The organism is Pseudarthrobacter humi (genome assembly GCF_024294965.1).
GTDB lineage: Bacteria > Actinomycetota > Actinomycetes > Actinomycetales > Micrococcaceae > Arthrobacter > Arthrobacter humi.
The window spans coordinates 11,215-23,869 of sequence record NZ_JANCLV010000002.1; the positions used below are offsets into that span (position 1 = coordinate 11,215).

Below are 12,655 nucleotides of genomic sequence, written 5' to 3' on the forward strand. Positions count from 1 at the left end.
GAAAAACGTTCTGGGGAAAGCCTGTCACACCGGGAGGGTGTTCGGGCGGTGTGGGCCTACTGGCCGCCGCCGGCTTCCTCGGCGAGCTGCAGGAACCGGACCGCGAGGTCCTGCCCGCCCTGCGGATCCCGGGAAACCAGCAGCACGGTGTCGTCACCGGCAATGGTCCCCAGGATGGAGGGCATCACCGAGTGGTCGATGGCCAGGGCCAGGAAGTTGGCAGCACCGGGTGGGGTCCGGAGCACCGCGATGTTGGCCGAGGCTTCCGCCGTGACCAGGAGTTCACTGCACAGCCGGGCAAGCCGGGCATCCAGGATCTCCTGGCTGACCCCGCTCTTGGCCGCACGTTCGCCGCCCTCGCCGGGGACGGCGTAAACCAGCACGCCTTCCTTGCCGCGGACCCGGACGGCGCCGAGTTCCACGAGGTCCCGGGACAGCGTGGCCTGGGTGACCTGGACGCCGTCGTCCGCCAGCAAAGCGGCCAGCTCCGCCTGGGAGCGCACCGATTCACCCGTCAGGATCGCGGTGATGCGCGCCTGGCGGGCCGTTTTGGTGGCCGGGCTGGAGCCCGGCGCTGCCGGCGGGACGGACACTAGTTGCCGACCTCCGGCGCCAGCCCAACCTCCGGGGCCAGCCCGTCAACGACGGCGAGTCCGGACCGGTGCATCAGCCAGGCCATCAGTGCCTTCTGCGCGTGCAGCCGGTTCTCCGCTTCGTCCCAGACGATCGACTGCGGGCCGTCGATGACGCCCGCCGAAATCTCGTAGCCGCGGTAGGCGGGCAGGCAGTGGAGCACGACGGCGTCATCCGCCGCGTGTGCCATGGCCGCCTCATCGACGGAGTACTCCCGGAACAGCTGCAGCCGGGCTTCCTTTTCGGCTTCCTGGCCCATGGAGACCCAGGTGTCAGTAGCCACAACGTCGGCGCCCTTGAGGGCAACGGCGGCGTCGGTGGTGATGAGTACGGAACCGCCGGTCTGGGCAGCGCGCTCCTCCGCCGCGGCAACGATGTCCGCGGCCGGGAGGTAGCCTTCCGGGCCGGCGACGCGGACGTGCATCCCGGCTGTGACGCCGGCCAGCAGGTAGGAGTTGGCCATGTTGTTGGCGGCGTCGCCCAGGTAGCTCATGGTGAGGCCCTTGAGTTCGCCCTTGTGTTCCTTCACCGCGAGCAGGTCCGCCAGGAGCTGGCACGGGTGGTAGTCATCGCACAGGGCGTTGATAACCGGCACCCTGGAGTTCTCAGCCATGGCCACGAGTCCCGAGTGCGCGCCGGTGCGCCACACAATGGTGGAGACCATACGTTCAAGGACCTTGGCCGTGTCCTCAACAGACTCCTTGTGGCCGATCTGCGCCTCGCCCGGGTTGATGATCAGCGCGTTGCCGCCCATGTCCGCGATGCCCGTGGCAAAGGAAACCCGCGTACGGGTGGAGGTCTTGTCGAAGATGACGGCCACGGTCTTGCGGCCGTTTCCCTCCCCGGCAAAGGGCTGCACGCTGTACGGCGCTGCCTTCATGCGGACGGCCAGGTCCAGGACCTCGGCCTGCTCAGCGGGGCTGAGGTCCGTGTCCTTCAGGAAGTGGCGGGTGGTGCTGGCTGTGCCGGCGGAAGAAACTACAGGGGTCACTGCGCGTCCTTAGCTGTCTGGAGGATTGCCGGGAGGGCGGCGAGGAAGGTGCCTGCCTGGTCGTTGGTGAGGACCAGCGGCGGGGCAAGCCGGATGGTGCGAGGGCCGGGGCTGTTGACAATGAAACCGGCGTTCAACCCTGCGGTCACCACGGCGGGAGCCACCTCGGCGTCCAGGTCGAAGCCGATCAGGAGGCCTTCGCCGCGGACTTCGGTGACGCCGTCGACGGCGGCGAGCCCGGTGCGGAGGTACTCCCCCACGGCTGCAACGTTTTCCAGGACCCGCTGGCTCTCGATCGCGTGCAGCGTGGCCAGCGCGGCCGCTGTCGCCACCGGGTTGCCGCCGAAGGTAGTGCCGTGCTGGCCTGCGGACAGGAGCGACGACGTCTGCTCACCGAACGTGAGAAGCGCACCGATGGGGAAGCCGCCGCCGAGGCCCTTGGCCAGGGTGATGGCGTCCGGAACAATCCCGGCGTCCTCCGTCGCGAGCCATTTGCCTGTCCGGCCGATACCGGTCTGGACCTCGTCCATGATCAGCAGGGCGCCGGCCTTTGTGGTCGCTTCGCGGGCTGCCTTCAGGTAGCCAGGAGGCAGTGGCCGCACCCCGGCTTCGCCCTGGATGGGCTCCAGGAATACGGCGGCCACGGTTTCGTCGATGGCTGCTTCCAGGGCTGCGACGTCGCCGAACGGGATGTGGACCACGCCGCCGGGCAACGGCTCAAACGGTGCGCGGTAGGCTTCCTTGGCGGTCAGGGCCAGGGCACCCATGGTGCGTCCATGGAAGGCGCCTTCGAGGGCGATGATCTTGGTGCGTTTGCCCGTGGTGCCGTCGGGGCTGGCTCCGTTGCGCCGGGCAAGTTTGAAGGCGGCCTCGACGGCTTCGGTGCCGGAGTTTGTGAAGAATACTTTGGAACCCGCCGGGGCGTGGGTCAGTGCCAGCAGCTTTTCTGCCAGTGCGATCTGCGTGGGGCTGGTGAAGAAATTGGAGACATGGCCCAGGGTGGCCAGCTGGCTCGAAATCACGGACGTGACAAACGGATGGGCGTGGCCCAGGGCGTTGACGGCAATACCGCCGAGCAGGTCCAGGTATTCCTTGCCGTCGGCGTCCCAGACCAGGCAGCCCGCACCACGGACCAGGACACGCTGCGGCGTGCCAAAGACGCCCATCAGGGACGTGGAGTAGCGCTTGAGCCACTCAGCGCCAGTGCTGTGGGAAACGAGGGTGGTCGCCGTGGCCTCCGCAGCGATGGGGGTCCCGCCCGCTTCGCGGTGCCCGACCACACCCGGCCCCCCATCGCTGCTGCGGCCTTCAGCGGAATGGTTCAGTTCAGTGCTGGTCACTATGCGTTCACTTCCTCATCGGGGACGACCTGCGTGCCTATGCCCGCGGCCGTAAAGGTTTCCAGGAGCATCGAGTGCGGCAGGCGGCCGTCCACGATGTGCGCGCGTTCCACGCCGCCGTCAATGGCCTTAAGGCACGCTTCCATCTTGGGGATCATGCCCGATTCCAACGAGGGCAAAAGCTGGCGCAGTTCCGAGGCCGTCAGGGAGGAGATGAGGGAGGACCGGTCCGGCCAGTTGGCGTAGAGGCCTTCGACGTCGGTGAGGATCACCAGCTTGGAGGCCCCCAGGGCTTCGGCGAGGGCGGCCGCGGCGGTGTCCGCGTTGACATTGAGGACCTGCCCGGTGGTCTGGACCTCTCCGGCAGCCGTCTCGAGGCCGTCGGACTCGATTTCAGGTGCCACGGTGGAGATGACGGGTATGCGGCCGGCGGCCAGGATGTCCAGGATGCCCTCCGGGTTGACGCCGACAACTTCGCCCACCAGGCCCAGGTCCACTTCCTCGCCGTCAATGACGGTGCCGGTCCGAACGGCGCGGAGCAGGCCGCCGTCTTCACCGGACATTCCCACGGCATACGGGCCATGGGAGTTGATCAGGCCCACCAGTTCGCGGCCCACCTGGCCGGTGAGGACCATCCGGACCACGTCCATGGCTTCGGGCGTGGTGACGCGGAGGCCGCCTTTAAACTCGGACTCGATACCCAGCCGCGCCAGCATGGAGTTGATCTGCGGACCGCCGCCGTGGACCACTACGGGGTGGATGCCCACATGGTGCAGGAATACTACGTCTTCGGCGAAGGCGCGGCGCAGTTCCTCGTTGACCATGGCGTTGCCGCCGTATTTGATCACCATGGTGGTGCCGGCGAACCGCTGGATCCAGGGCAGCGCCTCGATCAGCGTGCCGGCCTTGCTTTGGGCATCACTCATGGACGTCGTTTCACGGGTCTGGGTGTTCATGCGTGCAGTTTCTCCAGGGTTGCTGGTTGATCAGCGCGAGGATCTAGCTTGAGTAGGCGCTGTTCTCGTGGACGTAGTCGTGGGTGAGGTCGTTGGTCCAGATGGTGGCTTCGGCGTCACCGGACTGCAGGTCAATTTCCACCAGGACTTCGCGGGGTTCGAGGTCCACCAGGTTCCGGTCGTCGCCGATGCTGCCGTTGCGGCAGATCTGGATGCCATTGATGGCGACGTTGAGCTGGTCCGGTTCGAAGACGGCGTCCGTGGTGCCCACGGCGGACAGCACGCGGCCCCAGTTGGGGTCCTTGCCGAAGATGGCTGCCTTGAACAGGTTAGACCGGGCCACGGAGCGGCTGACCGTTTCGGCGTCCCGCTCGCTGGCCGCGTTGAAGGTGCGGATGGCGATGTCGTGACTGGCGCCTTCGGCGTCCCCGATCAGCTTGCGTGCCAGTTCGGCGCATACCCGGGTCAGCCCGGCACCAAACGCCTCGGCGGACGGGACGGCACCGGACGCGCCGGAAGCCAGCAGCACCACGGTGTCATTGGTGGACATGCAGCCGTCCGAATCAGCCCGGTCGAAGGTGACGCGCGTGGCGTCGCGGAGGACGACGTCGAGCATTTCCACTTCGACGTCGGCGTCAGTGGTGAGGACCACCAGCATGGTGGCCAGGCCAGGTGCCAGCATGCCGGCGCCCTTGGCGATGCCGCCGATGGTGAACTCCTGGCCGTCGGCGTCCGTGCCGATGAACAGTGCGGACTTGGGCACCGAGTCTGTGGTCATGATGGCGGTGGCCGCATCCGGACCGCCGTCCGTGCTGAGCGCTGCCGAGGCAGCCTCGACGCCCGGGAGGATCTTGTCCATGGGCAGTTGTTCGCCGATCAGGCCGGTGGAACAGACAAACACGTCCGTCGCCGAGATGCCGAGGACAGCGGCCACTTTTTCGGCCGTGCTGTGCGTGTTCTGAAACCCTTGGGGACCGGTACAGGCGTTGGCACCGCCGGAGTTGAGGACCACTGCGTCCACGCGTCCATCCGAGACCACCTGGCGGGACCAGTGGACGGGGGCCGCGGCCACGCGGTTGCTGGTGAAGACGGCTGCCGCGGCCTTGGACGGGCCGTCGTTGACCACCAGGGCGAGGTCCGGCTTACCGGAGGTCTTCAGCCCGGCGGTGACGCCAGCGGCGCGGAATCCCAGGGGGGCGGTAATGGTCACGGTGCAACTCCCTGCAGGTTGAGGCCGGCGGTTTCCGGCAGGCCAAGCGCAATATTCATGGACTGCACGGCGCCGCCGGCAGTCCCCTTGGTGAGGTTATCAATGACGCACGTCACAATCACGCGGCCGGTGTGTTCATCCAGTGCCAGCTGCATGGCCGCGTGGTTGGAGCCCTGGACGGACTTGGTGGCGGGCCACTGCCCTTCCGGCAACAGGTGGACAAACGGCTCGTCGTCGTAGGCATCAGCCCACGCCTGGCGGAGGTCGGCCGCCGTGGTGCCGGGCTTGACCTTCGCGGTGGCGGTGGTAAGGATGCCGCGGCTCATCGGCGCGAGCGTCGGCGTAAAGGACACCGTGACACCCTCACCGGCAGCATTGGAGAGGCCCTGTTCAATCTCGGGGGTGTGGCGGTGGCCGCCGCCCACGCCGTACGGGCTCATGGAGCCCATCACCTCGGAACCGATGAGGTTCACCTTGGCGGCCTTGCCCGCACCCGAGGTGCCGGAAGCGGAAATGATCACGACGTCGTCGGGCTGTAGCAGCTTGGCGGCGAACCCGGGCGCCAGGGCCAGGAGGGCCGACGTCGGGTAGCAGCCCGGGACGGCGATCCGCGTCGCGCCCTTGAGGGCCTCGCGCTGGCCGGGGAGCTCCGGCAGACCGTAGGGCCAGGTTCCGGCGTGGGCCGAGCCGTAGAATTTTTCCCACGCGGTTGGATCCTCGAGGCGGTGGTCTGCGCCGGCGTCGATCACAACTGTGCCTTCGGGGAGCTGTGCCGCGATCTCGGCGGACGCACCGTGCGGAAGTGCCAGGAACACCACATCGTGCCCGGAGAGATTCTCCACCGTGGTGTCTTCAAGGATGCGGCTGGCCAGTCCGAGCAGGTGCGGCTGCAGCTCGCCAAGGCGGGAGCCTGCGTTGCTGTGCGCGGTGATGGCGCCGATGGTCACATCCGGATGTCCCGCCAGGAGCCGCAGGACCTCTCCCCCGGCATAGCCGCTGGCTCCGGAGACGGCAACAGAAATAGTCATGCCGTGAATCTTACAGCAAAAGTATTCAGTGTGCCCGATATTTATGCATCGACGTTGGCATCGATTCCCGGACCGCCGCTGGACAGGCAGGCGTAAGATGGAGTGAGGGTGATCATGACCGTGCAGTCCGAATGTCGGCTGCAGCGTTGCCCGAAACAGTTACGAGGCCCCGCTCCATGACCACCACCCTCCCCACGTCAGAGCGCCCAAAATCGCGTGTCCGGCAGCCCAACGCCGTTGTCCTGAGCTATTCGGAGCTGTTGAAGAGCGTCAAGGCTGAAGGCCTGCTGGAACGCCGCGTCGGTTTCTACATCACGCTCTTTGCCAGCCTGGTACTCCTCATGGCCGCCACGTGGTTCGGGTTTGCCCTGATCGGCGACAGCTGGTTCCAGCTCCTTATCGCGGCGGCCGTCGGGGTCCTCTGCACACAGCTGAGTTTCCTGGCCCACGAGGCCGGGCACCGCCAGATCTTCGCGTCGCGCCGGGCCAACGACTGGACCGCCCGCATCCTGGCCACCTCGGTTGCCGGCATGAGCTATTCCTGGTGGGAGCAGAAGCACGGCGCCCACCACAATCACCCCAACGTCATTTCGAAGGATCCTGACATTGCCACGGGGGCCATCGCCTTCCACCCCGAAGCCGCCGCCACGCGGCAGGGCAGGTTTTCGTTCCTGACCCGCAAGCAGGGCTGGTTCTTCTTCCCGCTGCTGTTCCTTGTTGGCCTGGGGCTGCAGATCGATTCCGTGAAGTTCGTCTTCCGCCGGGCCAAGGTGACCCACCGATGGGTAGAGCTTCCCATTTTGCTGGTCAGGCTTAGCCTCCTGCCCGTGCTGGCCTTTACGTTCCTGCCGCTCGGGATGGCGTTCGCGTTCATCGGCGTGCAGCTCGCCGTCTTCGGTTTCTACATGGGTGCTTCCTTCGCGCCGAACCACAAGGGCATGCCTGTCCTGCCCGCGGACAGCCGCGTGGACTTCTTCAGCCGCCAGGTCCTGACGTCACGGAACATCTCCGGTGGCCGGTTTATGGACATCCTGCTCGGCGGCCTGAACCGCCAGGCTGAGCACCATCTCTTCCCGGATATGGCACGCCCCCAGCTGGATAAGGCAGCCAAGATTGTCCGCGAGTACTGCAAGAAGCACCAGGTTCCCTACACGGAAACCACGCTGCTGCAGTCCTACGGCATCATCGTCCGCTACCTGAACGATGTAGGCCTTGCTGCAGGACGCCACTTCGAGTGCCCCATGGCAACGGTGACCCGTCGGTTCTAGCAGACGCTGCTAAGAAGAGGCGGGCCACGGGGGCTCCCCCGCATGGCTCTGCCCCGTATGACCCGAAGCGACGGCCGGCCACCGGCCGTCGCTTCGTCGTCGGTAGCGGTATCCCTAGGATGGTCAGAGACACCGGCCGCGGGAAACCCCCGCCCGGAGAGGAGACCTTGTTATGCAAGCCATCGTTGCCCGCCAGTCCGGAGGTCCGGAAGTCCTTGAGATTGCCGAGGTGGACCGACCGACGCCGGGTCCCGGCCAGTTGCTCATCAAGGTGGCGGCAGCCGGGGTGAACTTCATCGACACCTATCAGCGCGGGGGCATGTACCAGGTCCCGTTCCCCTTTACGCCTGGCTCGGAAGCCGCCGGGACTGTAGAGGAGCTCGGCGAAGGCGTCGAAAACTTCGCAGTCGGCAGCAGGGTGGCCACGGCCGAGGGCACTAAATGCTACGCCGGCTACGCGGTGCTCGATGCGGCCAAGGCACTTCCGGTGCCGGACGGCGTCGACGACCTGACGGCGGCTGCCTTGCCGCTCCAAGGAATGACCGCCCACTACCTCATCAATTCCTCCTTCAAGGTCGAACCCGGCCACACAGTTCTGACGCACGCCGGTGCCGGCGGCGTCGGGCTGCTGCTGATCCAACTGCTGAAGGAGAGGGGCGCCCGCGTCATCACCACGGTTTCCTCGGAGGCCAAGGGAGAACTTGCCCGCGACGCCGGGGCCGACCACGTGCTGCGGTACGAGGGCTTCCCCCACCATGTCCGCGAACTCACCAACGGGAAAGGCGTGGACGTGGTGTACGACGGCGTCGGCCGGAACACTTTTGACGGGTCCCTCTCCTGCCTCCGCACGCGAGGCATGCTGGTCCTGTTCGGTGCAGCCTCCGGGGCCGTTCCGCCGGTGGATCCGCAGCGCCTCAACGCCGGCGGTTCGCTGACGCTGACGCGTCCGTCCCTGGCCCACTTCCTGCTCAACGAGCAGGAGCGCCGTTGGCGCTCGGCGGAGATTTTCGCCGCCGCAGAAAAGGGGCACTTGAAGGTACGGATCGGCGCCACCTACCCCCTGGCCGAGGCGCGGCGTTCCCATGAGGACCTCGAGGGCCGGCGTACCACGGGAAAGGTCCTGCTGGTTCCCTGATGGATACAGGCAGCACGCGTGAACAGAACATGAATCTTCAACTAATTCTGGACACCTTGCGTTCACATTACTCAGGCAGAATCCGTCCGTGAGTGAGCATCAGTCAAACGCCGTAGCATCGCTGCCGGAGGATCCCTACCGCCCCCAGCTGGCCGGGTTTCCCCTGGCCCCGCCCGAGCGGACCCTCATGGCCATCCTGTCGGACTCGGCGGCACGTTTCCCGGAGGCCTCAGCGCTCGACGACGGCCGGCGTTCCCTGAGCTACGCCGACCTGGTGGCCGCGGTCCGGGCCAAAGGACGGGAGCTCCAAGCCGCCGGACTGGGCGCCGGCGACAGGATAGGTGTGCGGGTTCCGTCCGGGACCAGCGAGCTCTACATCTCGATTCTCGCTATCCTGCACATCGGTGCCGCCTACGTTCCGGTGGACGCCGACGACCCTGAGGAACGTGCCAGGCTCGTTTTCGGTGAGGCTGGCGTAGCCGCAGTGCTCACCGGCGGGGCCGTGGTCTTCGTGCCTGACTCCCCGGAACCCGCTGAACGCGGTGAACCCTCTGAACGCGGTGAACGTGGTGAAGCCGAGCGTCGTGCTGGCGAAAGCCGTTCCGCCGAGCCCGGCGATGACGCCTGGGTGATCTTTACCTCCGGTTCCACCGGCACGCCCAAGGGCGTCGCGGTCCAGCACCGCTCCGCCGCCGCCTTTGTTGACGCCGAAGCCCGGATCTTCCTGCAGGCGGAGCCCCTCGGCCCGCAGGACAGGGTACTGGCAGGGCTTTCCGTCGCCTTTGATGCCTCGTGTGAGGAAATGTGGCTTGCCTGGCGACATGGCGCCTGCCTGGTGCCCGCACCGCGGGCCCTGGTCAGGACCGGAACGGACCTCGGCCCGTGGCTCATCAGCCACGGCATCACCGCAGTGTCCACCGTTCCTACACTGGCTGCGCTGTGGCCGGCCGAGTCCCTGGAGAGCGTCCGGCTCCTGATTTTCGGCGGCGAGGCCTGCCCGCCCGAGCTGGCCGAGCGGCTTGCAATCCCGGGCCGTGAAGTCTGGAACACCTACGGACCCACGGAGACCACCGTAGTGGCCTGCGCGGCTCCCCTGGGTGGCCCGGGTCCGGTCCGGATCGGACTGCCCCTGGACGGCTGGGACCTGGCCGTGGTGGATGGCGAAGGACTGCCCGTCGGCGAAGGGGAGATCGGCGAACTGATCATCGGCGGCGTCGGACTGGCCCGTTACCTTGACCCGGACAAGGATCGGGAGAAGTACGCGGCCATGCCGTCCTTCGGCTGGGACCGCGCCTACCGTTCGGGCGACCTGGTCCGCTACGAAGCCGCCGGACTGATCTTTATGGGCCGCGCCGACGAACAGGTCAAGCTCGGTGGACGCCGGATCGAACTGGGCGAAATCGACGCCGCCCTGCAGGCCCTCCCGCACGTTGCCGGAGCTGCTGCCGCAGTACGGACAACCGCTGCAGGAAACCAGATCCTGGTGGGCTACCTGGCCGCCGCCAACGCTGACCTGGATCTGGCGGCCGCCCGCGAGCTCCTGGCAGAGAACCTCCCCGCGCCCCTCATTCCGCTGCTGACCGTCGTCGACTCCCTGCCCACCAAAACCAGCGGCAAGGTGGACCGCCATGCCCTGCCCTGGCCGCTGACCGGGACCGGCGCGGCGGAGGCCGACGCTGCCCCCTTGAACCTGCCCGAAGATGCCTCCTGGGTGGCCGAACAGTGGACTGCAGTCCTTGGCAGCACCGTAACAAGCCTCGACGCCGACTTCTTCGCCTACGGCGGCGGCTCCCTGTCCGCGGCCCAGCTGGTCTCCGCCCTCAGGGTCCGGTACCCGACCATCACGGTCGCCGATATCTATGCCACACCCAGGATCGGTGCCCTGATTGATGCGGCCCGCCAGACCCTTCCCGACGGAGTGGCCACCGGGCCGGCGCCGTCCCGTAATGTACGCCCCACCGCGTTTAAGTCCCAGGTCTTCCAGACGCTGATGGGCATTCCCTTGCACATCCTGGTGGGGATGCGCTGGCTGACCTATCTCATGGCGGCCAACAACCTGCTGGCCGCGTTGGCCGGATTCAGCGCTGCCCCCACCGTCTCCTGGTGGTGGGTGGCCGCCTCCTGGCTCGTCTTCGTCTCCCCGGCCGGCCGGATGCTGATTTCCGTGGCCGCGGCCCGGATGCTGCTCCGGAAGGTGGGGCCGGGAACGTACCCGCGGTCCGGACGGGTGCACGTGCGCCTCTGGCTGGCCGAACAGATCCAGGACCTCGCCGGGGCCGTCAGCCTCGCAAGCGCACCATGGGTGCCGTACTACGCCCGGGCGCTGGGCGCCAAGGTCGGCAACAACGTCCAACTGCACTCGCTGCCGCCTGTCACCGGGATGCTTTCCCTCGGCAGCGGCTCCAACGTCGAGCCTGAAGTGGATCTTTCCGGTTGGTGGATCGACGGGGACATCGTCCACATCGGGGCCGTCCATATCGGGGCAGGAGCCAGCATCGGGGCGCGCAGCACGCTGATGCCCGGCGCTTCCATCGGCGCCGGAGCCCAAGTGGAGCCCGGCTCGGCAGTCCTCGGCAAAGTAAAGGCCGGCCACCACGTGGCTGGCTCCCCCGCCGAGCGCCGGGGCAAGGCCAAGCACTCGCTGCCGGACACTCCTGCCGAACATCGGCTGATTGGCCGGCTCTGGTTCGCCGGATTCGCCATGGCTTCAGCCGTGCTGGCCCTGATCCCTTACGTCTCCGCCGCCGCCGCGGCACTGGTGGTCTTTGCGTTCATCCAAGGCAGTGAATCGCTCTCCGCAGCCGTCCCGCAACTCCTGCAGGCCCTCGCCCCCGCGGCCCTGGTGTGGTTCGTCGTCAATCTCCTGCTGATTTTGGTCACCACCCGGATGCTCGGCATCGGCCTGGCGGAGGGCTACTACCGCGTCCGCAGCCGGATCGGCTGGCAGGTCTGGGCCACGGAACGCGTGCTGGACCTGGCCCGCGACCTGCTCTTCCCCGTTTATGCCAGTCTCTTCACACCAGTCTGGCTGCGCCTGCTGGGCGCCAAGATCGGCAAGAACGTCGAAGCCTCCACGGTCCTGCTTATCCCCAAGATGACCACCGTGGGCGAGGGCGCTTTCCTGGCCGACGACACCATGGTGGCCTCCTACGAGCTCGACGGCGGGTGGCTGCGGATTGCGCCCGCGAAGATCGGCAAACGCTCCTTTTTGGGCAACTCGGGCATGACCGCCGCCGGCCGGAATGTCCCCAAGAACTCACTCGTCGCCGTCCTGTCGGCCACACCGGCCAAGGCCAAGTCCGGGACGTCCTGGCTGGGCAGCCCGCCTGTGCGGCTCCGGCGCACCGCCATCGCCTCGGACGATACCCGCACGTACCAGCCGCCGCTGCGGCTCAAGTTTGCCCGCTGCCTCTGGGAACTGGGCCGCTTCATCCCCGTGGTGGTAACGGTGGCGATCGCCGCCGGCGTGATGCTTGCTTTTGACTGGCTCGCTGCCGCCTACAACTACGGGATTGCCGCAGCCCTCGGCGGCGTCGTCATGCTGCTGGCGGGCGCGGCCGCCGCGGGCAGCGCCGTCGTCGCCAAATGGGTCCTCGTGGGCAGGATTCGTGCCGGTGAGCACCCGCTCTGGAGCTCCTTCATTTGGCGCAACGAGGTGGTCGATACGTTTATCGAAATGGTCAGCGCCCCCTGGTTTGCGCGGGCAGCCACCGGGACCCCCGCCTTGGTCTGGTGGCTCCGGGCGCTCGGCGCCCGGATCGGCCGCGGCACGTGGTGCGAAAGCTACTGGCTTCCCGAAGCGGACCTGGTCACCCTCGGGCGGAACTCCACCGTCAATCGTGGCTGTGTGGTCCAGACCCACCTGTTCCATGACCGGGTCATGAGCCTGGACACTGTTACCCTCGAAGACGGGGCAACCATGGGCCCGCACGGCGTCATCCTGCCGCAGGCGAGCATCGGCAGCGGTGGAACTGTAGGACCGGCCTCGCTGGTGATGCGGGGCGAATCCGTTCCCGCCGCGACCTATTGGATGGGCAACCCCGTGAGCCCGTGGAGCGGTCCCGCAGCGTCCGCCCCCAAACCACGCTAGCCCC

9 protein-coding genes are annotated in these 12,655 nt (G+C 67.2%); 3 read left to right on the top strand and 6 right to left on the bottom strand.

Features of this window, described 5'->3' with window-relative positions:
- Positions 1-56: 56 nt before the first annotated feature.
- The 6 genes from NFC73_RS03080 to argC form a co-directional block, all read right to left on the bottom strand.
- Complete coding sequence (locus tag NFC73_RS03080; protein ID WP_254747583.1) at positions 57-593, bottom strand: arginine repressor; 537 nt, start codon at positions 591-593, stop codon at positions 57-59.
- A complete protein-coding gene (argF, locus tag NFC73_RS03085; RefSeq protein ID WP_254747584.1) occupies positions 593-1,624 on the bottom strand; it encodes an ornithine carbamoyltransferase in 1,032 nt (343 codons plus the stop codon). Before argF ends, NFC73_RS03080 begins: the two co-directional genes overlap by 1 nt.
- Positions 1,621-2,871, bottom strand: a complete 1,251-nt coding sequence (locus tag NFC73_RS03090; protein ID WP_254748215.1) for an acetylornithine transaminase — start codon at positions 2,869-2,871, stop codon at positions 1,621-1,623. Before NFC73_RS03090 ends, argF begins: the two co-directional genes overlap by 4 nt.
- Before the next feature lie 92 nt (positions 2,872-2,963).
- On the bottom strand, positions 2,964-3,920 hold the full coding sequence (gene argB, locus NFC73_RS03095; protein WP_254747585.1) for an acetylglutamate kinase: 957 nt from the start codon (positions 3,918-3,920) through the stop codon (positions 2,964-2,966).
- Between the two features lie 43 nt (positions 3,921-3,963).
- On the bottom strand, positions 3,964-5,130 hold the full coding sequence (argJ, locus tag NFC73_RS03100) for a bifunctional glutamate N-acetyltransferase/amino-acid acetyltransferase ArgJ (protein ID WP_254747586.1): 1,167 nt from the start codon (positions 5,128-5,130) through the stop codon (positions 3,964-3,966).
- Positions 5,127-6,158, bottom strand: coding sequence for an N-acetyl-gamma-glutamyl-phosphate reductase (gene argC, locus NFC73_RS03105; RefSeq protein WP_254747587.1), 1,032 nt, complete (start codon positions 6,156-6,158; stop codon positions 5,127-5,129). Before argC ends, argJ begins: the two co-directional genes overlap by 4 nt.
- A gap of 176 nt (positions 6,159-6,334) precedes the next feature.
- On the opposite strand from argC, the gene NFC73_RS03110 reads away from it, so the two are divergent.
- From NFC73_RS03110 to NFC73_RS03120, 3 genes are all read left to right on the top strand, one after another.
- Positions 6,335-7,426 carry a fatty acid desaturase family protein gene (locus NFC73_RS03110; protein ID WP_254747588.1) on the top strand — a complete coding sequence of 364 codons (1,092 nt, stop codon included), beginning with the start codon at positions 6,335-6,337 and terminating at the stop codon, positions 7,424-7,426.
- A 172-nt stretch (positions 7,427-7,598) separates the two neighbouring features.
- The gene (locus NFC73_RS03115; RefSeq protein WP_254747589.1) at positions 7,599-8,561 is read left to right on the top strand and encodes a quinone oxidoreductase family protein; all 963 of its coding nucleotides are present in this window, start codon (positions 7,599-7,601) and stop codon (positions 8,559-8,561) included.
- Positions 8,562-8,748: 187 nt separating this feature from the next.
- The gene (locus NFC73_RS03120) at positions 8,749-12,651 is read left to right on the top strand and encodes a Pls/PosA family non-ribosomal peptide synthetase (RefSeq protein WP_254748217.1); all 3,903 of its coding nucleotides are present in this window, start codon (positions 8,749-8,751) and stop codon (positions 12,649-12,651) included.
- Positions 12,652-12,655: the final 4 nt, after the last annotated feature.